This is a genomic window from Pseudomonas sp. ANT_J12 (genome assembly GCF_008370045.1).
GTDB lineage: Bacteria > Pseudomonadota > Gammaproteobacteria > Pseudomonadales > Pseudomonadaceae > Aquipseudomonas.
On the sequence record NZ_VOBN01000004.1, the window covers coordinates 430,832 to 453,147 of the forward strand.

Here is a 22,316-nt window from a genome sequence, read left to right on the forward strand (position 1 = left end):
CACACCGGTTTCAGCGCCTGGCTTTTTATTGGCTGACCACAATCTTGCCGATCATCTGCGGATGCAGCGCGCAGAAATACTCGAACTCCCCCGGCGTGTTGAACACCCAGGAAAAGCTGTCATTGGTATCCAGCGCACCCGAGCGAAACGCCTTGTGGGTTTCCGCCACGGTGTGCGGGATCTGGTCGTCGTTCACCCACGTCACTTTGGTGCCGACGGCCACGGTCAAATCCTTGGGGCCGAACATGAATTCCTTGATATCGATTTTCACGTCCTGTGCCCACACCGGCATCGACAGCAGCAGGCAGACCACGGCCAACAGTCGCGTTTTCATCTGAGCACCCTCCCCTAAACCAAAGTTGAATCAATCAGCGCCAGCGGATGCTCGCCCTGTGTCGCACGCACATCGGTGAGGCCCAGGTAATTGCGCAGTTGATCGGCGGCCACCGTCATCGGCCCGGGTGATGGCGCCGCACCCGGCGCGGGTTGGGGATAAGCCGTACCGCGAGCGGTGTGGAAGGTGATGTTGCCTTCGACCTTCTGGATCACCTGATGGATATGCCCGTTCAGCACCGTCACCGAACCGTACTTGCGCAACATCGCAATCGCCTGGTCGCCATCTTCGGTGCCCCAGCCCCACGGCTGATAAATCGTCCACAACGGAATATGGGTAAACACCACGATCGGCGTGCTGGTGCTCACGGCGCGCAAGTCATCGGCCAGCCAGGCCAGTTGATCGGCACCGAGGTTCGCTTCTCGCCCGGCCTGGAAATTGAAGACATTGACCAACCCGATGAAATGCACGCCGTGGTCGTCGAAGCTGTACCAGCCATTGCCTTTGGTGCCCTTGCCGTAGCGCTCCAGGTAGAGCTTGCCGCCGCCCTCGTCGAGGGTGTCGTGCTCGCCCGGTACGTAATGAATCGTCGACGGCAGGCCCTTGAGCAGTTGTGCGGCGGTGTCGAACTCTTCGGCTTTGGACAGGTGGGTGATATCGCCGGTGTGCAGGATCAGCGACGGCCGTTTTGGCAAGGCGATGACCTTGTCGATGGCCACCTGCAAGGTCTTCACCGGTTCCGGGTTGGCTTCCTTGTTGAAGCCGATGTGCGAGTCGCTGATCTGCACAAAATGGAAGGTACTGGCCAGTGCCTTGGGGTCGCTGACATTGCCGGAGCTGTCCAGTGCAAACGCTCGCGGAATGCCGCCGCTCAAGGCCCAGAGCACGCCGGCCCCGGCCCACGCCGAGCACTTGAGCAGCGTTCGACGGTCGACGCTCAGTGGACCGTCGGTGCGGCGTTGATGTTTTGCTTGAATGTCCATCGGTATGCCCTCGCTGGCGGACTACAGTGATGTAGCTGACACGAGGTACAACCTTGTGGGACCGATCTTTATTCCACGTCGAAAAATATGTTTTTTTCCGGGAATAAAACACGGCGCCTCACAGTTATAGGGGTGGGAAAGTGCGGAAACCACTATGAAGCGATTTGAGGAACTGTTTGCGCCCCACATGGACGCGGCGTACAACCTCGCGCGCTGGCTCACCGGCAACGACAGCGCCGCGCGCGATGTCGTGCAGGAAAGTGCGCTGCGGGCTTTTCGGTTCCTGCACCGCTTCGCCGATGGCAACGCCAAGGCCTGGTTCCTGACCATCGTGCGCAACGAAAGCTACACCTGGCTCAAGGCTTCGGCTGGCCACCACTGGGTCGCCATCGGCGATGAACTCCCCGAAGACGACGCCGCGTTGAGTCACGGCCAAACCCCGGAACTACTGGCCATCCACACGGAAAATTCGGCGCTGATCCAGCAAGCCCTGAGTGCCCTGCCCCCGGCGTTTCGCGAGGTCATCATTCTGAAGGAACTCGAAGACATGCCCTACAAGGACATCGCCCTGGTAGCCGACATCCCCATCGGCACTGTCATGTCGAGGCTGGCCCGCGCTCGCGCCATGCTCAAACTCGAACTATTAAAGTTGCACGATCATGAATGAACTCGACTGCACGGCTTGCCAGACGCTGATACAGGGTTATCTGGACAAGGAACTTGATTCGGCAATGACGGCGAAAGTGGCCGGGCATCTGGCCTCGTGCGCCGAGTGTGTGCGGTTGCTGGATGAGGCGCGATTGCTGATGGTCAGCGTGAAGCGGCATGCGCCGTATTACACGGCGCCGGCGTCGTTGAGTGCCAGCGTGTTTGCCCCTGTTGCGCCCCGGATCAGCATGATCGAACGCTGGCGAAACTGGTTAGCACCGGCCTTTTCAGCAGCAGCGCTGGCCTTGGCGGTGGTGCTTTTCGTGGCAACGCCTGGCAGCGAACAACCGTTGATGGACGAAGCAGTTTCCAGCCATGTCCGCTCGCTGATGGGCGAACATTTAAACGATGTAGTTTCGTCCGACCGACACACAGTGAAGCCCTGGTTCACCGGCAAACTCGACTTCTCGCCGCCAGTTTTCGATTACACGGCGCAGGGGTTTCCGCTATTGGGTGGACGACTGGATTATCTGCAACATCAGACCACCGCGGCGCTGAGTTATGGGCGGGCTAAACACATCATCAACGTCTTTATCCTGCCGACGACCGAAGCGGATAAACCGCCGCAGACGCGGTCGATTCGAGGTTTTAACGTGGTGTCGTGGGAAGAGAATCACATGCGGTTTGTGATGGTTTCGGATGTGGAGAAAGGGGAGTTGGAGGCGCTGGGTCAGTTGCTCAGGAATGGCGCCTGAGCGGGCTCAACGAAAATTGCTGAATGATCTCGGCTACCGCTTCATCGACCGACATTCGCGCGGTATCAATACCGAACGGCGCGCAGCTCCACGGCTCATAGTCATGATCCAACACCGATTGCCAATCGGGTGCTTTCAGACCAGGAACATCGATCTGGCCCGTCTCTACCCGCCGCCGATGTTCCTCCCGGTCAGAGCAAATAACTTCGATATCGATCAACGATGCTTGCGCCCGATGGGCCGTTTCACGCCAGGCATCGCGACTTTCCTGCACGGGGTTAACACAATCGACAACGACACGGCTGCCGATGTCGAGGTTGGTCAGCGCCAGCGCATTGGCAACCAGATAGCCGCTGCAACCGACATCACTCGCGAGCACATCAGCGTCTCGAATCGCCTGTTCTATCGAATCGATCCGCAAGTACAGCGCACCCAACCGGCTTGCCAGGCTTTTAGCAATGGTCGTTTTGCCAGTGCCCGGGAGCCCGCTGAAAACGATGAGCATGGGTTGTCCTTGAATATCCAATGGAGTTTATAGCCGGCCCGGCCCCGCCGCCGCCTGCAAATCCAGCGCCGGCAACTTCCCGGGTGAATTGAGTGCCTTCAACACCGGACTGTCGTAGCCATACACATCCGGTTTAAACGCCACCCGGCCATTGCTGCCCATGTCCACCGTCCAGTACGCCAGCAGCACCGGCACTTTTACCGGCAAGCGGATGTTTTCGGTCTTGCCATTGGCCAGTTGCTTTTGAATCCCGGCGCTGTTCCAGCGCACTGGGTCGTTGAACAGCAACTCCACCAACTGCAGCGGGTTTTCCACGCGGATACAGCCCGAACTGGTGGCCCGGACGTTCTTCGCAAACAGCTCGCGGTGGGGCGTGTCGTGCAGGTAAATCGCATAGTCATTGGGGAAGCGGATGACCACCTGGCCCAAGGAGTTTTCCGGCCCCGCGTCCTGACGCAAGGTGATACCCCGTGGATTACTCCAGTCGATCGTCGCCGGATCGAGCATGTTGCCTTCCCGATCCAGCGGACGGATGCGGTTGGCGCTGAGGTAGTTCGGGTTACTGAGAATTTTCGGCAACATGTCTTCTTTCAGAATCGTCGGCGGTACGGTCCAGGTGGGGTTGAACGTGACGTAAGTAATCTCGGCCTGAAAGATCGGCGTACTGCGAAACGGTTTACCGACCTGCACCCGGGAGCGCCAGATCGGCTGACCGTCGCGGTACAGCGCCACTTTATAACCGGCAATATCGACAATAACGAACGTGCCTTGCAGCTTATAAAGCAGCCAGCGCGCCCGCTCCATATTGACCCGCACCTGATCGATACGCGCCTGCACCGGCACGTTCAACGCAGCAAGGGTCGCCGCCCCGGCCACGCCATCCGCGCCCAGGTATTGCTCGGTCTGGTACTTCTTCACGGCGGCCATCACGGCGTCGTCGTAGTCATTATTTTTACTGTGTCGGGAGTCCAGATATCCCCCTGCCGCCAACCGCGCGCGCAACTGCGCAACAGCGGGGCCGTCCATCCCCGGCTTGAGCGATTGCCCTTCGGACACTTTAGGCCAACCGCCTCTGTCACGAATCGTGCGCAACTGCGCCAAGGCTTGCCGCAAACCGACATATACCGCCTCTTGCGGTGGCGCTTGCGCGAAGGCACTGGCCACATCATGCGTATCCAGTGCGATGAAGAACTTATTCACGTCGTCCCGGGGATCAGCGCCGGAAATATCGAAGTTCCAATGCATGTCCAGACGCGCCGGATCAACCTTGCCCCGACGCAACTGCAGCAATGCCGTGAGGTAAGTGCGGGTGGCCGCGAGATCGAAGGCTGCTTGCTGTTCCGGTGTGGGCGTCGTGTTCTGCATCGATGCCTGGGCCATGGCCAAATCATCGCCACGAAAATCTGTTGGCTCCAAGCCATCGACTTGCGTGTCGTTGAGGTTTTTCAACAGCTGCGTGACATCGTCAGGATTTGTCCAGGCCGCACGGAATTGCCGATGGGTATAAAAATCCAGGACCACCCGATTGACGTCGATGCGCTGGTGACGCGGCCGGGTCTGCAGCGGTGGGAACGCCGATATCATCGGCTCCAGCGTCGCGTGTATCACTTGGGCGACATTATCGTCGGGTATCGCCTCGATCATGCTGATCGGCGGAGTTTGCTCCACAATCGGCGAAGTTTCACCGAAGGCCGTGCCGCTGATCAGAAAGCCCATAAAAAAGATGCGGCTTATGACGAATAACCTTGATAGTTGCCTCATGGATAATCCTTAATCTCGTGCGTTCAGCACTTGTCGTTTGCCCTGCTAAACTCGAAATAACTTGATGAGACATCTCTATGGCGCTAAACCGCTTTGGCTTTCTATGCTCGGCCCTGCTGCTGACGTTAACGTCCATACCAGCAGCGTACGCCGATTCTCTCGCGGCCGCCCTCGCCAAAGCGGCCCCTGGCGCTAACGCCAAAGTCATCGGGCTGGCCGTACGCGCCTCCCAGTGCAGCATCGCCCGCGGCGCGGCCCCGGTTCAGAGGCTCGCCGTCATCGATTACTCGCTGCCTTCGACCGAACAACGCCTGTGGGTCTTCGATTTAAAGAAGCGCAAACTGCTGTTCCATGAACTCGTCGCCCATGGTCGCAACAGCGGCGAAAACATGGCCGTCAACTTCTCCAACCAGAACGAAAGCTTCGCCACCAGCCTTGGCTTATACCGCACCCAGGCCAGTTATGTCGGGCAAAACGGCTATTCGCTGCGCATGGAAGGCTTGGAACCCGGGTTTAACGACAACGCCTTCGAACGGGCGATCGTGATTCACGGCGCGCCGTACGTCAGCCCCGTCCTCGCCCGGGCCAACGGCCGGATCGGTCGCAGCCTCGGATGCCCCGCAGTGCGACCGGCGATAGCCCATCGGTTGATTGATTCGATGAAGAACGGGCAGTTGTTGTTTTCTTATTACCCGGATCAGCGCTGGCTGAAGACGTCTTCGTTTGTGAATTGCGGGAGTTCTACGGTGGCGGATGCCTCTGGGTTGAAAACTACTCGCTGAGTTGGGCTGCTCGTTTCAAGTCGATTCTCGCGGTCTTCGAACCAAGAAAAGGTGCCCACACGGAGCACCTTTTTTCACGCTGTGTTAAAAGCCCCCACTGAAATCCCACGACTCACCTGAAGGAACAGGCATGTCTATCACCGATGCCCGCGTCATTGATTTCTGGGGAATACCTAAAGAGAAGCCACAGGTTGTGCTGGCCATCACCGACCACCTGGAATGGGGCAACAAAGCCGAGGAAGGCGAGCATCTGTTGCTGCTGCAAGAGAAGATCAATACGTACGTCGCCTTCATCGAAAGCGGCGAAATCTACACCGAAATCCCCGGCGCCCTCGGCAAGTCCCCCACCATTCGCCTGATCGCCAAATACGAACTCCCAGAACAAGCGGAATACTTCATCGCCCGCGTGACAGAGGTGCTGGAAGGCGTCGGCATCGGAATGGAAGTTGAGCATCACTACGAATGACGGCATCGGTCTTGATGTCACATCAAAAAAACATGTTCACAAGGATTCAAGGATGAAAAAACTGATCGCTGTTGCCCTGCTGATTTTGTTGGGTGTGCTGAACATCGGGTACTACAACGCCCTCGAAGACGCCGACGTAGAAACCATCCTCTTCGTCAAGAAACACCCTACCTTGCAAATCAAGTTCCATAACATTCATGCCAATGACGGTGACACTCGAAAAGTGGAACGGCTGACGGATGAGCAGCGGGGGTTGATTATTGATTATTGTAAATATCGGTTGGGGATTGAGACGGAGTTGAAGACGCAGGGGGATGTTGAGAGGTGTAGCAAGAAGTAAGTGTTTGGCGGAACGCCTGGTTTAAAAAAGGGCAGCCTTCGCGGACGCCCTTTTGGTTTCATTGACACCCGTATACCTCTATCACGGTTTTTCCGGATAAGATCGATCACATTCGCTGAATAGCATGAATACACATCCTTTGGAGGCTCAGATGGCCACCAGTAAAAAAACCAACAAGCCCCACGGAAAGGTCATCCACAAGACACTGACGTTTCTGGATGTTCGGGAAGCCGCGCGTGAAGGGCAAAAAGTGTTCGATACGTTTGTGATCACTGGCAAGCTTCCTATTACAGAATAGAGCAGGTGCTGGTGATCCAAATTGCTTCAAGCTTGTCAGCAGCTCACTGATATCTGCGGAAGGCGTCTCGGTGATTAACCTAGCGACCTGAACAGCCTTTGCGTGTCTGGTGTTCAGATGTTGTGTTGCACGGTAGTCAGAATCTCTGGGTGACTCCCGATGAAGTTGTAGGCAAAATCCGAGAGTTGCGTAAGAGGGTACGTTTGCTGTGCTTTTGGGCACGATACCTCCTTGTTGGTCATATCCAGGTCTGGATACTCTCCAGACGTCGCTGCACATTCAGCGACCGGGCGTGAGACCCCGGATACCAATCAAGGCGCAAAGCGCCACAGAACCCATCGCGACGTTTTTTCGTCTGCGATACGGTTTTATGGCGGCTGTGCGTGGAAGGCCTTCGGGCCTACCGGTTACCTTGATTGCCGGGTCTCACACCACGCACGGCTGCCACCCAAGCTTTTGAGACGGCTAAGTGGCAGCTCCACCAATCAAGGAAACTATTAATGAACAAAGTAAATCCGTACAAAATTCGCCAACTCTCTCCGCGTAGCCCTACGCTTCGTAGCCTTCACCTGTGCATCAATGGAGGTTGCAAATGACCGAACCAACAGAAGCAAAAACCCTCGGCTTTACCCCCTGCATTTACTGCCCAGGCTCAGACCTGGCAATGTTCCACGTCAGCGCTGACGTACCCGTCAACGAAGCTTTATCAAAGGCGTCTGACCTGCTGTTCCTCGCCAAGGCGCTCGCACAGGACGCCGCTTTCGAAAGAGACACCGACCGTCACGCCTGGGCCGCGCACTATTTGACGGCGATGGGAAAGGCGATCATTGATGATGTGGTGAAGGCGGTTTCGCCGCGACCTGATCTGTCGGGTAAGAAAACCGCGAAATAGCGGTTAGCAATTCCCATATTCGCCCCGAATATTCGGGGCGTTTGATCGTGATTGAGCGGGCCAATATGCATACACAATGGAAACGGCTTATCTAATAGAAATAACGCGACTTATTTAATTACACCCGTGCGCTTCGCGCCCAGACTCGTCTGAACTCCAAAACCCCAATCCTGATAAACTCCCGTTCTCCCAGCCTCACCCAAACCAGATCCCCAAATGTCCCCAATCTCCGCCACACCCGCCCCACTCTCCCGCCGCTTCTCCGTCGCCCCGATGATGGATTGGACCGATCGTCACTGCCGCTTTTTCCTACGCCTCCTTTCCAAACACGCCCTCCTCTACACCGAGATGGTCACCACCGGCGCGCTCCTAAACGGGGACCACGACCGTTTCCTCCGTCACAACGAAGCCGAACACCCACTCGCCCTGCAACTCGGCGGCAGCGTCCCACTAGACCTCGCCGCCTGCGCCCGCATGGCCCAGGACCATGGTTACGATGAGGTCAACCTTAACGTCGGCTGCCCAAGCGATCGTGTTCAGAACAATATGATCGGTGCAGTGTTGATGGGGCATCCGCAGTTGGTGGCCGATTGTGTGAAGGCGATGCGTGATGCGGTGTCGATTCCGGTGACGGTGAAGCATCGGATCGGGATTAATGGGCGGGACAGTTACGCGCAGTTGTGTGATTTCGTCGGTACGGTTCGGGATGCGGGGTGTACGAGTTTTACGGTGCATGCGCGGATTGCGATTCTGGAGGGGTTGTCGCCGAAGGAGAATCGGGACATTCCGCCGCTGCGCTATGACGTGGCGGCGCAGTTGAAGCAGGATTTTCCGGAGTTGGAGATTATCCTCAACGGCGGGATCAAGACGCTGGAAGCCTGCCACGAGCATTTGCAGACGTTTGACGGTGTGATGCTGGGCCGTGAGGCCTATCACAATCCTTATGTGATGGCTGAGGTGGATCAGCAGTTGTTTGGCAGCACGGCGCCGGTGATTACTCGGGCCGAGGCGTTGGCGCAGTTGCGGCCTTATATTGCGGCGCACATTGAGGCCGGTGGGTCGATGCACCATATCACTCGGCATGTGCTGGGGCTGGGTACCGGGTTTCCGGGGGCAAGGAAGTTTCGGCAGTTGTTGTCGGTGGATATTCATAAGGCCAAAGAGCCTTCGGTGTTGCTGGACCAGGCGGCGGAGTTGCTTGAGGGGCGCTAGCCCCTCACGGTCAGGCCGCTGTCGCCGTCGTCCAGTTCACCCATCCAAACCACCAAGTGGCCAAAATCAGCAAACCGAAGGCAATCCGGTACCAGGCGAATGCCGCGTAGCTGTGGCTGGCGATGAACTTGAGCAAGCCACGCACGGCGATCATCGCAAAGATGAAGGCCGTGACAAAACCCAAGGCAAATACGGGCAAGTCGGCGGCCTGGAACAGGTCGCGGTACTTGTAGCCGGAATAGACGGCAGCGCCGACCATCGTTGGCATCGCCAGAAAAAACGAGAACTCGGTCGCTGTCTTGCGCGACAGTCCGAACAGCAATCCACCAATAATGGTCGAGCCTGAGCGGGAAGTACCCGGGATCATCGCCAAGCATTGTGCAAACCCCACTTTCAAAGCATCTGACCAGCGCATGTCGTCAACATGTTCGACGCGCACCACATGCTCCCTTCGCTCGGCCCACAACATGATGACTCCGCCCACTACCAGCGCCACGGCGACGGTGATCGGATTAAACAGGTGCTCATGAATTTTATCGGCGAATAACACACCGAGGACAACGGCTGGGAGAAAACCAATCAACATGTTCAACGTAAAACGTTGGGCGTTGCGTTGGGTCGGTAAGCCTTTGATGATCTCGAATATTTTCGGACGGAACTCCCAGACGACAGCCAGAATGGCACCCAGCTGAATAATGATATTAAACGCCATGGCGCGTTCGCCACCAAAGTCCAACAAGTCGGCGACAATAATCTGGTGCCCAGTACTGGAAATGGGCAAGAATTCTGTCAGCCCTTCTACCGCACCCAAAACAAGTACTTGTACAAATGTCCAAAAATCCATCAATCCTCCGTCAAGCCATTCTTAATGAACGGCGCATAATTATTTAATAACTGAGCAGTGTTAAATGGGCAGATACACATTCATCGCCTATAAAACAATTGGCACACCAGGATCATGTAGCGGAGGGTTCCAGCGGATAATAAGTCTTATCAAACCACGCACTCAAGACTTGTTATTAATCGTCCGACTAACGACTCACCAGAACTCCGAAGTATGGAGGCTAGAACCCGCCCGATAAAAATGTGACGGAGCGCACATATTCGCATTCTTAGAGGGACAATAGCCCGGAATCACCCGTCAATACCGTGATGGCCTTCTGACTATAAATACCACTCGCTGCTGAATCAAAATAGTGGCACAATTCCATATTGCCATCATCTAAGGGCGCCATTTCATTAGTTCAACTGCCTGCAAGAAGCAACTAAACGGTTGAAAACCTTTTGTTTATGTTAGAAAACTCGGAAATCCCGCCCTGAAATCCGATTTGAATGTTACCAATTGTCAGTCACAGATGAGAACCGGTGCTTTAACATCCTGATGTCAGCACCCATTCGAGTCAAAAAGCATGATGCTTACAGGGAAAATAGCGACTAGAAGCCAGCGCCCGACAAATGAGGAGCCAGGGGTTCTCACCTTGGGCCGTACTCGCAGCGTGGCGGAGAACTTTAGAGCATTAGTCGCAAGGCACGTGCACTCTGATATAACGCTTGATGCCAGTTCATACACTATTTCGCATAAGAAAAATGAACACCCGGATGGGTATCGTGCCATTTTCATCATTATCGACAGTGCTCAAGCATTCGATGAGAGCCTGGCGCTCGTGGAAAACCTCCGCGCCATCAATTTAAACCCAATCATCTGTGCCGTTATTACCGGCCGGGGCACTTACAACAAGATGAAGTACTATCTTGCGGGTGCCGACTGCTGCATAAAACTCAACACCCTGTCTGATGAAAGTTCCGCATTTCTGTCTGAGTTTTTCAGCAGTGATGAATGGCAAAGGGAAATAAACCTGGTATTGGACTCCACGCGTATATGCCTGTTGGGCACCCGCAACAAGCTGGACATTTCCTTTGCAGAAATGAAAATCCTGGAAGCCTTTGCGCAAACCAGCAACCACATATTAAGTCACGATGAAATCGCCAGGATCATGGGACTCAACACCAATTTTTATGACCCCAGGGCATTGGAAAAATCAATCAGTCGTCTTCGCGGAAAAATCAAAGACATGTATGGCACCAATGCCATTCAGAGCATTCGCGGGTATGGATACCGTTTGATGAGGGGTCTGATCTCGACCGACTGATTCAACCATGGAAGGAGTTGTTGAATGAATGCGACTGGAGGCATCTCGCCCGCAAACGCCCCGTATCGCTATCTGACCCGGCAACTGATCCTGTCACGTGACGATCGCCCGTTTGCCAGTGAGATAAGAACCACGCCCCACCTTTCCGCTCCGTCGTCCTGGACGTCGCTGGCGGCTCAACCGCGCGTGCGCAGGGCGTCGGCCTCCCTGAAAGACCCTCGCTCGCACACCCCAAAAAAATATTTGAACCGAACACTTCTATGCCTGTCTGAACCGAGCCTTGCCAGCTTTACGCTGGCCGACGAACTGATCCGGTCTGGCGACAACTTGCGTGATCTGGGCCATACACTGGTCGTGTCACTCGAAGAGCAACCATTCTGGGAAGTGGATTCCAAATATAAAAAAAACATTACTCATAATATGTATCGCCTGAAAGATCATGGTATAGAAATCGCGTTGGGTAGCGACACTCTCCAACGAGACACCCTTACACGCTTTAGCACTTTGAATCTGTTCAACTACATCAAGGTATCGGTTTCATCCCTGGACCAGTGTTTAAAACTCAATGGCAATCCTGAGTTTTTCAATCGACTCCATGACCGCATGGTGACACTGAGCCACAACAACAAGATTTCTTTTATTGCCGATCGTGTAGAGCATATCGAGAGCCATACATTGGCCAGGGCGCTGCCCTTTGATTACTTCCAAGGGAGTTACTACTCCCCTGCCGATCATCTTTTAACCGAACATTGGTGACTACTTTAGGAGAGAGACGTGGAAATCAGTACAACCCTCCCCAGAAAATATTTTGTCGTCGTGACTCACAGCACAACATCCCAGCGTGAGCTCGAGACCATACTGTCCAGCGAGCGTTTCAACTCGTTTGGTACTTCCCAGGCACAAATGTTTATCGAAGGTGTTAACCCGGCCTCTTCCGCCCCCGTGCTGATGGAGTTCACCTACCCAAGTGGGTCAAGGAAACATGTCGCCCACGCGATCGAACATGAAACGCAAAAGATACTTGCTACGCTCGAAGCAGAATGGTTGGCGGCGCGCTCCAGCCTTACACCTGACCCGGTAGAGTTCAGCGATATTTCCCGAGAACACGAGGTTGACAGCCCTTACAGCGAAGCCTGGCAACTCGACGACGATCAAAGTGTATTGATCAAGGAAAACGTCGAGATCAACCTCACTGGATTGGAAGCCGCCCTCGTCAAGAAGATGCTGCATCATGAAGATCGCGTCGTCAGTCGAGATGATCTGATTCTGAGCATCGGTAGAGAACCGGAGCAGTATCGCGGCCTGGAAATGTGTTTGAGCCGATTGCAGGACAAGTTCAAAAACGCGAGCAAAGGTGAACGACTCTTTCGCGCGGTGAGAAATCGCGGCTATTGCCTTATCCAGGAAGTGGTAACAGAGGCTCAACCGGCCTGACCCACCTCAACAAACATATGACAGTGCTATTACAAAAATAAAAAGTGCACTTTGTTTGTTATCCAGGCTTCATCCCCTCCTATACCCCCTGCTCAATATCGACCTTTTCTAACATCGAACACTTCCTCGATAAAAGTTGGCACTTTGCCACCTTGTTAGAACTCGTCAGACAGCATCCCCTATCAATAACTTAATCTATTGACTGACGACAGCTCGGCCTATTGGCGTTGTTAGTCCCAGGGCATTAGTTAAAACAATAACAATCCTGCTTAAACAACTCACGGTTCGACTGTCGATACCTGAATGGACGACTTTTGGGGATATCGCATGGATCTTACTCTTCGTATCAATCGAAATACCGGCCTCAAGGGACTTACCTTTTGGGGTCAATGGGCGCTGGCGCAGGGCTTTGCTGTTTCATTGTTGTTCATACTCGCTGAACAGCATACCGGCGCAGTCGAGTTCTATTACCGGGTATGCGCGACGCTGGCCGTATTGGCCTCGGTGCCGGCCTATACCTTCAGTGGCGTCTACCGAAAACGAGATAACTATCTGACAGGGCTGGGACGCCTGTTCATGGGCTGGTCAATGACCATGGCGGCGCTGGCTTTCATGGCTTTTATCTGCAAGGCCGACGCCCTGTTTTCCCGGCAGGTGATTCTCAGTTGGGCGGTGTACGGGTTCCTCGGGCAGGCGTTGCTGTACGCGCCGTTACACGGGTTCTCCAAGTACTACCAGCGGTCACGAAAAAGCGAGCATAGAACGCTGATCGTCGGGACCGGCGAGCTGGCGCTGGGCCTGGCCAAAAAGTTGAGCAGCGTCGAAAACCTGCCGTTGGTGGGTCTGGTCAGCACGGGCCCCGTTGCCGCGCTGGACCCGGATGCCCCACAGATCGTCGGTGCGCAGGAAGACCTTCTGGAACTGATCAGAATCCATGACATTCGACGCTTGTACATCACGCTGCCCCTGAGCGAAGCGGCAAAAATCGAAGCCATGTACGTCGATTTGCTGGGTGCCAACGTCGACGTGGTCTGGGTCCCGGACTTGAACTGCCTGACGCTGCTCAATCACTCGGTGCGGGTCGTGGACGGTCTGCCGGCGATCTACTTGAATGAAAGCCCACTGACCAGCCAGCCCACTGCCGCGCTAAGCAAGAGTCTGGTGGAAAAAGCCGTGGCATTGCTGGCCATCATCCTGCTGAGCCCGGTGCTGGCGGTGATTGCGCTGGCGGTGAAACTCACCTCCCCCGGCCCGATCTTCTTCAAACAGGATCGCCACGGCTGGAATGGCAAGGTGATTCAGGTCTGGAAGTTTCGCTCGATGCGTGTCCACGACGACCATGAAGTCAAGCAGGCCAGCCGCAACGATTCGCGCATTACCGCCGTCGGCCGCTTCATCCGTCGCACTTCGCTGGATGAACTGCCGCAACTGTTCAACGTGCTGCAAGGGCACATGGCCCTGGTCGGCCCGCGTCCTCACGCCGTCGCGCATAACCACTACTACTCGGGCAAGATTCTGGCCTACATGGCGCGCCACCGAATCAAGCCGGGCATTACCGGGCTTGCGCAAATCAACGGTTGCCGCGGCGAGACGGACACCATCGACAAGATGCAGAAACGTGTCGAGATCGACCTTAAGTACATCAACAACTGGTCGCTGTGGCTGGACCTGAAGATCCTGGTGAAGACGCCCTTCACGCTGCTCTCGAAGGACATCTACTGATGGCCTGAGCGCAAAAAAAGCAGCACCACAAGGGGACGCAAGTCCCCTTTTTCGTGGCTGTGATTTGGGTTGGGCGGATGTTTGAAGGGAGGCCAATCAAGCGGCGATCTACAGGACATGCAGCCTGTAGATCGCCAACGTTACTCGGTGATCTTCTCGAAGTTGCGGTAGAACATGTCGTTGTCGCGGCTGTCGGTCATCGAGTGCAACTGGAAGCTGCGATTGAGCCGTGCGCCACCGTCCCGGGTCAGCGGCGACCAGACGAGGTTGGCGCGGCGCATGGTCGACATGCTCATCAATTCATCGAACGGGATGGACAGGTACAGGCCCTTGTCGAAACTACCTTCGCCATATTCGGGGCCGGTGGCGGTGGTGATCGTCGCCCAGGCGCCGAACCGCACGCCGTTGGAGAACTCCCGCGACAGATCGATCGTGGTGCCCCAATCCCCGGCCAGGTAGCGTCCGACGCTGACCGCCGCCAGTGTGTCGTAGGGCAAGTCGGTATAGCCGGTGATATGGCCGGTGACGACCGAGTAGTCCCGCAGGCCGAAGCCCTGGTCGAATTCGCGCTGACGCACGTAGTTCAAATCCGCACCGACCGACCAGCGCTGGCCTTGCGGACGAAACAACACTTCACCGCCCACACCGGCAAACATCGATTCCAGATAACCGCCGTAGACCATGCCGTACAGGTCCTTGTCCAGCTGCTCGGCGTGGCTGACCTGGAACAGCGGCATGGTGACTTCAGAGGTGGTCAGGTATTGGCGCAAGTCCGTGCGCACCCGAGGCAAACCGCTGGGTGCGTCGTATTTGAAGCCGTCGAAGTTGTTCAGCAGATTGGCGCTGATCAGGCCGCTCCACCAGGTGTTGCGGTTGAAGCGATACTCGGCGTCGGCGTCGGCACTGAACTGATAGAAAAAGCCGTCAGGACCGCCGACGTTCTGTTTGAAGCCCAGCCCGGCGCCGTAGCTGAACGGGTCGCGGGCTTCGGTGTAGAGGGTCTTCTCGTTGTGCGGCATCGCCGGGTTGGTCTCGGTGGTGCGGTGCAACGCTTGCAGCGGTTCCTCGTTGTTGAGCACCTCGCGAAAGGTTTGCCGAGGCACGCTGGTTTCTTCCAGTGGCAGGTCGTAGCGCTTGTTCACCAGGGTGAACCAGTCGATGTCGGCATTGACGCTGTTGTCGAGAATCCGGCTGGCCCGACCGACCGCTTTGGCCGAATGAAAATAACGGCCCTGCTCGCCGTAGACGATCAGTTCGGGGCCACGCTGGCTGATGCGCTCGACCTTGTAGCCGGCATTTTGCTGCAGGCGTCGGGACACCTCCAGCCAGTCGACCTGATCCATCGCGACGGTCGGAGTCTTGGCCGGCAACGGCTCGGCGGGCGGGTCGAAGCGCTTGGTCGGGGCCTTGCGGCTGACGAAGTTGGTGTGGAAGGTCAGGCCGAACATCGCCGTGTTGCCGCGCTCCCAGGCTGCGCTGAGGTCCAGCGAATCGGTGACTTTGAACACGGCGCCCAGGTTGATCGGCGAGTCCTGCTGGATCACGTTGTCCTTGGGCTCGTGTTTATAGTCGTTGCCTTCGTACTCGAGTTTCAGGCTGAGCCGGTCCCATGGCGTCTGGTAGGTCACGCCGCCGAACAACGAAGGCTTGCCGCGAAAGTAGGCGCCGGCGTTGACGTCACCGGTGCCTTCCATGTTTGGCCGGGTCTTGAAGCGATCATCGAGATAGCCCGCCGGGTTGTCGAAGTCGCTGCGATTGCCCAGGTAACCCCAGGCAATGCCGGCGCTGAAATCAAAATCGTCGTAGCGCTTGTTGGCCACCAGGAACTCACTGGAGAACAGGCCAGTACCGCCGATGTCTCGGAAGCCCAGCGCGACGTCAGGCGCCCAGTGGGTTTCCTGCCACAACCGGACCTTGAGATCGACCGCCTTATCCTTATAGCTCTGGTTGCCGCTCAACGATTCGGGGCCGTAAGGACGGTTGGTGATGGCGGTGTAGCGAAACGCGCCTTCCAGCCAATCGAACGGCTGTAGCGCCACGCTGTAGCGACTGTAGGGCTCGGTGCGGTTGGCGTTCACGCTCAACTCGCCGGCCGGGGACATCCGGGCGGTGGGTGTCTGCCACAAGCCGACGCCGCCGAAATCATTCTGGGTAAGACGTGGCTCGGCATGCGCCAGTCCACAGGGCAATAACAACACAGCTGCAAAACGTAAATTCAATGAACCACCTCAGCCAATTGCGTGGCAAGAAATTCGGCCAACTGCTGATTCAGTTCAGGGATAGGCGGATCGAGATCATCATTTTTCACCGGCACCAGGATCTTGCTGCCCGCCGCAGGCACGTGCCCACTCTCGCGATTCCAGGGCGCGATACCGACCTGGCGGGTAACGCCATTGGGCTGGATCAGCCAAAGGTAATCGGCCTCGGCATCGGCCAGCTTTGCGCAGCCTTGCAGGTAATCCCGGGCTTCTTGCCGGACGACATGGGGCAAGCGGCACGGCTCGGCGACGGCGCCGAGCACTTCAACTTCATCGACGCGCGATGGATAGATCAGGCGATCACCGTCACTCAGCTGGACGTTGGGGGCGAACCCGACTTCGATGGCCACCGGGTCGAGCACCGTGACCTGGCGCCCGGTGACCGGCATGGCGCTGACCTGCTCAGACAGACGCGTCGCCAGCTCTGCCCGGCCCGGCCGGTCGAAGATCAAGGCTTCACGGCGCAACACCTGCAAATCGAACAGCACCCCGGTCTTGAGCCGGGCCTGCTCTTCCAGCAACGACTGACGCAGCAACGCCGCCGCCAGCCAATAGCTTTCGGCATTGGGCACGGCGACGCTGATCACATCCGTCAACCGCCCGCCCGGCGGCAACTCCACCGGCCCGGGGACTTGCACATCACCCGTGACAGTGACTGCCGCCTGGCTGACGCTGGTGATCAACAGCAGGCATGCCGACAGCTTCCGTACCCGCTTCAACGGGCAGCCCTGCGTTCAGGGGTCAATTGCACAATCTTGACCCGCAGGCGCGAGGTCAGTTGTTGCTCGCTCTGCACAATAAAACCGTCAACGGGATCGACCCAGTAACGATTGGTCGCACGCAGGCCAATGGCCGGGGCGTCAATCTGCTCATCGACACGTAGCACGGCGTATTCCTTGTTGAGGATTTCCAGGGTTTCCATGGATTTTCGCGAGAAGCGACTGTTCAAGGTCACGCCGGTTTCACTGCCTTGATACAGATCGATCCAGCGCTGGCTGGTGTAGCCATCCGGCAGGGTGTGCAGGCCTTGTTTGAAGGGCGAAGACGCCGCCAGTCGCGTGCCGTCCAGATCGCCTTCGACGCCCAGGCCAATGGTGCGCACCGCGAGTCCATCGCGCAGCAGCAACACCTGTTTACCGGACGCGACCCAGAACTGCAGGTCGCCCCGCTCACGCACCATCGCCAACACCCCGGAGCCGGATGGCGTGGTCAAGGTCAGTTGGGGAAACTCGACCCGAGCCACTTGCGCGGGGGTGACTTGCACCTCATCGGGGCCGATTACCGCGGCCTTGAAGTTGCCCAAGGACGCGGTCATCAGCGGGTTACAGCCACACAACAACACGGCCGCCATTACGCAGACGCCAACATTCAACGTTCTCACAGACCTGACCTTATTTGCCGTTGTCTCTGACTTCACTCAGGTTCTTCGCTGAGGAAGCCCCCACACCGAGGATGGCGGCCGAAGGCACCAACTGACTGATGAAACGGTTCCAGCGCGTCACGTTGGCGGGGCCCACGTAGACGATGTCCTGGGGCCTTACATTGAAATGCGTGGCGAGCGCCATGGCGGTCGGCGACTCGGCTTTCAACTGGTAGATTTTCGCCGGTTCCACATCCAGGTTTTCCACCCCGCGGATCACATACACGGCATTGCCGTTGGAGGTGGTCTGGCTCAAGCCGCCGACCGAGCCGAGGACATCGGACAGGTTCATGGTGCCGGTCTTGAAGGTCAGCGCCCGGGGCTGATTGACTTCGCCCATGACGTAGATGCGCTTGTTGTCGTTGTACGGCAGGTACAGCTGATCGCCACCCTTGAGGTAGACGTTCTGCAACTCGGAATCCTGCTGATTGAGCGCATCAAGATCCAGCGGATACACCCGCCCCTTGCGCGTCAGCAGCAGGCCGGACAAGTCGGCATTGACCGGGTCGATACCAGCCGCACCGAGGGCTTCGACCACGTTGAGCGGGTTGGTGGAAATCGGTTGCGCACCGGCCTTTGTTACCGCCCCCGACACCACGACTTTCTGGCTGGCGAAGCGCAACACGGCGACGTCCACTTGCGGGTCGGCAATGAAAGCCGACAGGCGTTCGGAAATGTCCGAGCGCAGTTGCTGGATGGTTTTGCCGGCCGCCTGCACTTCCTTGATATAGGGGTAATACAACGTGCCATCGGAACGCACCAGGCGACCGTTGGCATCGATCTGCTGTTGCGCGCCCGAGGGTGCCGTCAGCTCCGGGTGGTCCCAGACCGTGATGTACAACACATCGTTGCTGCCGATGCGGTACTCCGCCGGGGTCACCAACAATTCCGCCGGCAGCGACGTGCGTTTCTGCGTCGCCCGGTCCATCGCAATCAGCTTGGGCGTGATTGGAATCAGCTCGACGCGACTGCTTTCACTGCCCCCTTGGCGCGTGATATCGCTGGTGCTCAGGTATTGCCCCGGGGAAAACATACAACCTTGCAAAGCGAGACTGGCCAACATCAAAAAAGGAAAACTACGATTCATAATGGCACTACGCTATTCAAGGGCAAATCCAACAAGGGCACCCGACTTGCATCGGGCGACCTTGTATTACACCTACAGGGTTTTTCAGTTACTGGTGCCGGTGGTACCGGTAGTTCCTGTGGTCCCGGTAGTACCGCCGTTGGCGTTGCCGCCACTGTTGGAGGCAGCCACTGCACCTGCAACCATCGCCGTACTGGCCGCAGGCGCTTGGGAAGCGGCTACGTTACCGGCGACATTAGTTGCCTGTGTCAGCGGTGCTTCCGCTGCGGACGCCCAGTTGCCAAACATCGACAACAGGGCAATTGCCATCACTTTTTTCATATCAACTCCTTTCTAACGTTCGGCCTTGTTAACAAACAAAGCGTGCCGTTAGAGGTGGAAAGATCAAGCCGCAAAAACTGCGAACAAGAGCCATTGTTCATTCACAGTCAAACGCAACTGATAAATGTCGAACGGCAGGGCTTATATCTACGGATTTGCCGGAGGTAACTCCAGCCTAATTTCCCGACCTTACTTAACATGGCTGTCGGTTTATAACATTCGGCGCAATCACTACTTATTCGAGGTAGCCCTTCGGATGATTCGATTGCCAGCGCCAGGTGTCGGTCATCATTTGCTGCAAACTGCGTGTGGCCTTCCAGCCCAGTTCACGCTCAGCCTTGGACGGGTCGGCCAGGCTCTCGGCGACGTCACCCGAGCGGCGCGGCAATATCCGATACGGCACGGGCCGGCCCGACGCCTGCTCAAACGCGTGCAGCACTTGCATCACGCTGTAGCCGTCGCCCGTGCCCAGGTTCCAGATGTGGATGCCGGTGGTTTGGGAAATCGATTGCAAGGCCTTGATATGCCCGTCCGCCAAGTCGACGACGTGGATGTAGTCGCGCACACCGGTGCCATCCGACGTGGGGTAATCGTCGCCGAAGATCGACAACTCTTTCAGACTACCGACCGCCACCTGGCTGATGTAGGGCACCAGGTTATTCGGAATGCCATTGGGGTCTTCACCCAAGTGGCCACTGGCATGGGCGCCGATCGGATTGAAATAACGCAACAGCGCGACGCTCCAGCGCGGCTCTGCCGAGCACAGGTCGCGCAACACGTTTTCGACGATCAGCTTGGATTGGCCGTAGGGATTGGTCGGGCTGCCGGTAGGCACCTCCTCGCTGATCGGCATCTGCTCCGGCGCGCCGTACACCGTTGCCGATGAACTGAACACCAGACGAAACACCCCGGCGGCGGCCATCGCCTGGCACAGCGTGATGCTGCCGCCGACGTTGGCTTCGTAATACTCCAGCGGCTTGCGCACGCTTTCGCCGACGGCTTTAAGCCCGGCGAAATGCAGGACCGCATCAATGGCGTGCTGCTGGAAAATCCGGTCCAGCAAGGGTCGATCACACACATCCCCGTGAATCATCAGCGCACGTTTGCCGCAGATGGCTTCAACGGCGTGCAGCGCAGCGTCGGAACTGTTGGAAAGGTTGTCCAGCACCACCACTTCAAAACCCGCTTCAAGCAAAGCAAGTGTGGTGTGCGAACCGATATACCCGGTGCCACCCGTTACCAGAATTTTCATAGCGCGGTCCATAGTGGGATCGTAAAGTGCGCAATAACATGTACCGATCAATATGTAATTCGACCAGACAGTCATACCGGGTACTTATTTAGCACTATGAAACGCTCACCACTATCAACGGATACCGACGAAAAATAACTAACACGCAACAGACGGACAACTCATAACATTCCGTTGTTATATACCTGACACCAATTGCCATTAACAACCTATCTCAGGTATTAAAGTAGTCGCTTATTCAAGACACTGACAACCACTCATTATTTCCGTAGTGGGTTGCGATTAATGACTTCCAGGGTATTTTTATGATTCGTAAATGTTTGTTCCCCGCCGCGGGTTATGGCACGCGTTTCCTGCCGGCCACCAAAGCCATGCCCAAGGAGATGCTGCCCATCGTCAACAAGCCGCTGATCCAGTATGCGGTCGAGGAAGCACGGGACGCCGGCCTGCAACACATGGCCCTCGTCACCGGGCGGGGCAAGCGCGCACTGGAAGACCATTTCGATATCAGCTATGAGCTGGAACATCAGATTCGCGGCACCGAAAAAGAGAAGTTCCTGGCCGGCACCCGCGAGCTGATTGAAACCTGCATCTTCTCCTACACCCGCCAGGTGGAAATGAAGGGCCTGGGCCATGCGATTCTCAGCGGTCGCCCGTTGATTGGCGATGAGCCCTTCGCCGTGTCGCTGGCGGATGACCTGTGCCTGAATTTGAAAGGCGATGGCGTCCTGTCGCAAATGATCCAGCTCTACAAGCGCTACCGCTGCTCGATCGTGGCCATCCAGGAAGTGCCCCGGGACCAGACCCACAAGTACGGCGTGATTGCTGGCGAGTTGATCGCCGACAACGTTTACCGCGTCAGCAGCATGGTGGAAAAACCCGCCCCCGAAGACGCCCCGTCCAACCTGGCAATCATCGGCCGCTACATCCTGACGCCGGATATCTTTGACCTGATCGCCGACACCCAGCCCGGCAAAGGTGGGGAGATCCAGATCACCGACGCCCTGATGAAGCAGGCGCAAAACGGCTGCGTCCTGGCCTACAAGTTCGACGGCCTGCGCTTCGATTGCGGCGGTGCAGAGGGCTATCTCGACGCGACCAATTTCTGCTACGAGCACCTGTACCTCAAGGGCCTCTGACCAGGTCCTCAACCGTCGTCCACTCTTCTTTCAGGCAGGCCACTATGAACAATGCAAAACACACGGCAGACATTGAACGGGAGATGGGCAACGTCGGGATGATGGCCTGGTTGTCACGGTATCCGTCGTTGCCCTCTCCGGTTGAAGCCTGGCTGGGCTCCACGCTGATGGTGGAACGAATCGGCGTGTTCCCCTCCTCCGGGGAAATCCGTCGACCGATTCCCGACCCGGACGCCCTCCTCGCCCACCTGAAAGCGCTGTACGCCCAACAGGCGTTGGACGTCGATGAGCGCGACGGGCTGAAAGTGATTTTCAGCGACTGGCGATTCCTCGCGCGCAGTTGCGGCAACGACCCGGCCATCGTCATCACCGTGCAAACCCGCTGTGATCCGCAGTTGATGCCGCTCAAGACGGCTGAGTTGCTGAGTCAGTTGGAGCGCTTCGAGAAAGGCCTGCCAGATAAATAGACGAACACCGCCCCCCTGTAGGAGCGAGGCTTGCCCGCGAAGACGGTGTGTCAGTCGACATCATCGTTACTGACACACCGTCTTCGCGGG

25 protein-coding genes are annotated in these 22,316 nt (G+C 56.8%); 14 read left to right on the forward strand and 11 right to left on the reverse strand.

Features of this window, described 5'->3' with window-relative positions:
* Nucleotides 1-25: 25 nt before the first annotated feature.
* Entirely contained in the window at nucleotides 26-334 is a 309-nt protein-coding gene (locus FQ192_RS12870) for a cupredoxin family copper-binding protein (protein ID WP_149658933.1), read from the reverse strand.
* 14 nt (nucleotides 335-348) lie between these two features.
* Nucleotides 349-1,317: a metallophosphoesterase gene (locus tag FQ192_RS12875; RefSeq protein WP_149658934.1), complete on the reverse strand. Its 969-nt coding sequence runs from the start codon at nucleotides 1,315-1,317 to the stop codon at nucleotides 349-351.
* A 154-nt stretch (nucleotides 1,318-1,471) separates the two neighbouring features.
* Here FQ192_RS12875 and FQ192_RS12880 point away from each other — a divergent pair, with 154 nt between their 5' ends.
* Nucleotides 1,472-1,984 carry a sigma-70 family RNA polymerase sigma factor gene (locus tag FQ192_RS12880; RefSeq protein WP_149658935.1) on the forward strand — a complete coding sequence of 171 codons (513 nt, stop codon included), beginning with the start codon at nucleotides 1,472-1,474 and terminating at the stop codon, nucleotides 1,982-1,984.
* Nucleotides 1,977-2,720, forward strand: a complete 744-nt coding sequence (locus tag FQ192_RS12885) for an anti-sigma factor (RefSeq protein WP_149658936.1) — start codon at nucleotides 1,977-1,979, stop codon at nucleotides 2,718-2,720. Before FQ192_RS12880 ends, FQ192_RS12885 begins: the two co-directional genes overlap by 8 nt.
* Here the strand turns inward: FQ192_RS12885 and FQ192_RS12890 are convergent.
* Together FQ192_RS12890 and FQ192_RS12895 are read right to left on the reverse strand one after the other, a co-directional pair.
* Nucleotides 2,704-3,225, reverse strand: a complete 522-nt coding sequence (locus FQ192_RS12890; RefSeq protein WP_149658937.1) for an AAA family ATPase — start codon at nucleotides 3,223-3,225, stop codon at nucleotides 2,704-2,706. The genes FQ192_RS12885 and FQ192_RS12890 overlap by 17 nt on opposite strands.
* A 27-nt stretch (nucleotides 3,226-3,252) precedes the next feature.
* A complete protein-coding gene (locus FQ192_RS12895; RefSeq protein WP_149658938.1) occupies nucleotides 3,253-4,986 on the reverse strand; it encodes a murein L,D-transpeptidase in 1,734 nt (577 codons plus the stop codon).
* Between the two features lie 77 nt (nucleotides 4,987-5,063).
* Between FQ192_RS12895 and FQ192_RS12900 the strand changes: the two genes are divergently transcribed.
* The 6 genes from FQ192_RS12900 to dusA all read left to right on the forward strand — a co-directional run bounded on the left by FQ192_RS12900 (nucleotide 5,064) and on the right by dusA (nucleotide 8,976).
* Nucleotides 5,064-5,768 carry a murein L,D-transpeptidase catalytic domain family protein gene (locus FQ192_RS12900; protein WP_149658939.1) on the forward strand — a complete coding sequence of 235 codons (705 nt, stop codon included), beginning with the start codon at nucleotides 5,064-5,066 and terminating at the stop codon, nucleotides 5,766-5,768.
* 130 nt (nucleotides 5,769-5,898) lie between these two features.
* Nucleotides 5,899-6,234, forward strand: coding sequence for a DUF6572 domain-containing protein (locus FQ192_RS12905; protein ID WP_149658940.1), 336 nt, complete (start codon nucleotides 5,899-5,901; stop codon nucleotides 6,232-6,234).
* A gap of 52 nt (nucleotides 6,235-6,286) precedes the next feature.
* Nucleotides 6,287-6,574: a hypothetical protein gene (locus FQ192_RS12910; RefSeq protein WP_149658941.1), complete on the forward strand. Its 288-nt coding sequence runs from the start codon at nucleotides 6,287-6,289 to the stop codon at nucleotides 6,572-6,574.
* A gap of 151 nt (nucleotides 6,575-6,725) precedes the next feature.
* Nucleotides 6,726-6,872, forward strand: coding sequence for a hypothetical protein (locus tag FQ192_RS34040; RefSeq protein WP_178129103.1), 147 nt, complete (start codon nucleotides 6,726-6,728; stop codon nucleotides 6,870-6,872).
* Between the two features lie 592 nt (nucleotides 6,873-7,464).
* Entirely contained in the window at nucleotides 7,465-7,764 is a 300-nt protein-coding gene (locus FQ192_RS12915; RefSeq protein ID WP_149658942.1) for a DUF3077 domain-containing protein, read from the forward strand.
* A 216-nt stretch (nucleotides 7,765-7,980) separates the two neighbouring features.
* Nucleotides 7,981-8,976: a tRNA dihydrouridine(20/20a) synthase DusA gene (dusA, locus tag FQ192_RS12920; protein WP_149658943.1), complete on the forward strand. Its 996-nt coding sequence runs from the start codon at nucleotides 7,981-7,983 to the stop codon at nucleotides 8,974-8,976.
* 10 nt (nucleotides 8,977-8,986) lie between these two features.
* Here the strand turns inward: dusA and FQ192_RS12925 are convergent, their stop codons facing one another.
* A complete protein-coding gene (locus FQ192_RS12925; RefSeq protein WP_149658944.1) occupies nucleotides 8,987-9,820 on the reverse strand; it encodes an undecaprenyl-diphosphate phosphatase in 834 nt (277 codons plus the stop codon).
* A 565-nt stretch (nucleotides 9,821-10,385) separates the two neighbouring features.
* Here FQ192_RS12925 and FQ192_RS12930 point away from each other — a divergent pair.
* From FQ192_RS12930 to FQ192_RS12945, 4 genes are all read left to right on the forward strand, one after another.
* Nucleotides 10,386-11,126 (forward strand): winged helix-turn-helix domain-containing protein, encoded by a 741-nt coding sequence (locus tag FQ192_RS12930; RefSeq protein ID WP_149658945.1) that lies wholly within the window; start codon nucleotides 10,386-10,388, stop codon nucleotides 11,124-11,126.
* 24 nt (nucleotides 11,127-11,150) lie between these two features.
* The gene (locus tag FQ192_RS12935) at nucleotides 11,151-11,882 is read left to right on the forward strand and encodes an EAL domain-containing protein (protein WP_149658946.1); all 732 of its coding nucleotides are present in this window, start codon (nucleotides 11,151-11,153) and stop codon (nucleotides 11,880-11,882) included.
* Nucleotides 11,883-11,900: 18 nt separating this feature from the next.
* Nucleotides 11,901-12,560, forward strand: a complete 660-nt coding sequence (locus tag FQ192_RS12940; protein WP_149658947.1) for a helix-turn-helix domain-containing protein — start codon at nucleotides 11,901-11,903, stop codon at nucleotides 12,558-12,560.
* A gap of 327 nt (nucleotides 12,561-12,887) precedes the next feature.
* Nucleotides 12,888-14,282 carry an undecaprenyl-phosphate glucose phosphotransferase gene (locus FQ192_RS12945; protein WP_149658948.1) on the forward strand — a complete coding sequence of 465 codons (1,395 nt, stop codon included), beginning with the start codon at nucleotides 12,888-12,890 and terminating at the stop codon, nucleotides 14,280-14,282.
* Between the two features lie 140 nt (nucleotides 14,283-14,422).
* Here FQ192_RS12945 and FQ192_RS12950 read toward each other — a convergent pair whose 3' ends face one another.
* From FQ192_RS12950 to galE, 6 genes are all read right to left on the reverse strand, one after another.
* A complete protein-coding gene (locus tag FQ192_RS12950) occupies nucleotides 14,423-16,501 on the reverse strand; it encodes a YjbH domain-containing protein (protein WP_149658949.1) in 2,079 nt (692 codons plus the stop codon).
* On the reverse strand, nucleotides 16,498-17,259 hold the full coding sequence (locus FQ192_RS12955; protein WP_149658950.1) for a capsule biosynthesis GfcC family protein: 762 nt from the start codon (nucleotides 17,257-17,259) through the stop codon (nucleotides 16,498-16,500). The genes FQ192_RS12950 and FQ192_RS12955 overlap by 4 nt, the downstream gene beginning before the upstream one ends.
* Complete coding sequence (locus tag FQ192_RS12960; RefSeq protein WP_149658951.1) at nucleotides 17,256-17,921, reverse strand: YjbF family lipoprotein; 666 nt, start codon at nucleotides 17,919-17,921, stop codon at nucleotides 17,256-17,258. Before FQ192_RS12960 ends, FQ192_RS12955 begins: the two co-directional genes overlap by 4 nt.
* A 10-nt stretch (nucleotides 17,922-17,931) precedes the next feature.
* A complete protein-coding gene (locus FQ192_RS12965; RefSeq protein WP_372242341.1) occupies nucleotides 17,932-19,047 on the reverse strand; it encodes a polysaccharide biosynthesis/export family protein in 1,116 nt (371 codons plus the stop codon).
* A gap of 84 nt (nucleotides 19,048-19,131) precedes the next feature.
* Entirely contained in the window at nucleotides 19,132-19,368 is a 237-nt protein-coding gene (locus FQ192_RS12970) for a hypothetical protein (protein WP_123403467.1), read from the reverse strand.
* Between the two features lie 235 nt (nucleotides 19,369-19,603).
* Nucleotides 19,604-20,620 (reverse strand): UDP-glucose 4-epimerase GalE, encoded by a 1,017-nt coding sequence (gene galE, locus FQ192_RS12975; protein WP_149658953.1) that lies wholly within the window; start codon nucleotides 20,618-20,620, stop codon nucleotides 19,604-19,606.
* 305 nt (nucleotides 20,621-20,925) lie between these two features.
* Between galE and galU the strand changes: the two genes are divergently transcribed.
* Both galU and FQ192_RS12985 read left to right on the forward strand, forming a co-directional pair.
* Nucleotides 20,926-21,759, forward strand: a complete 834-nt coding sequence (gene galU / locus FQ192_RS12980) for a UTP--glucose-1-phosphate uridylyltransferase GalU (protein WP_149658954.1) — start codon at nucleotides 20,926-20,928, stop codon at nucleotides 21,757-21,759.
* 44 nt (nucleotides 21,760-21,803) lie between these two features.
* On the forward strand, nucleotides 21,804-22,226 hold the full coding sequence (locus FQ192_RS12985) for a mannose-1-phosphate guanylyltransferase (protein WP_149658955.1): 423 nt from the start codon (nucleotides 21,804-21,806) through the stop codon (nucleotides 22,224-22,226).
* Nucleotides 22,227-22,316: the final 90 nt, after the last annotated feature.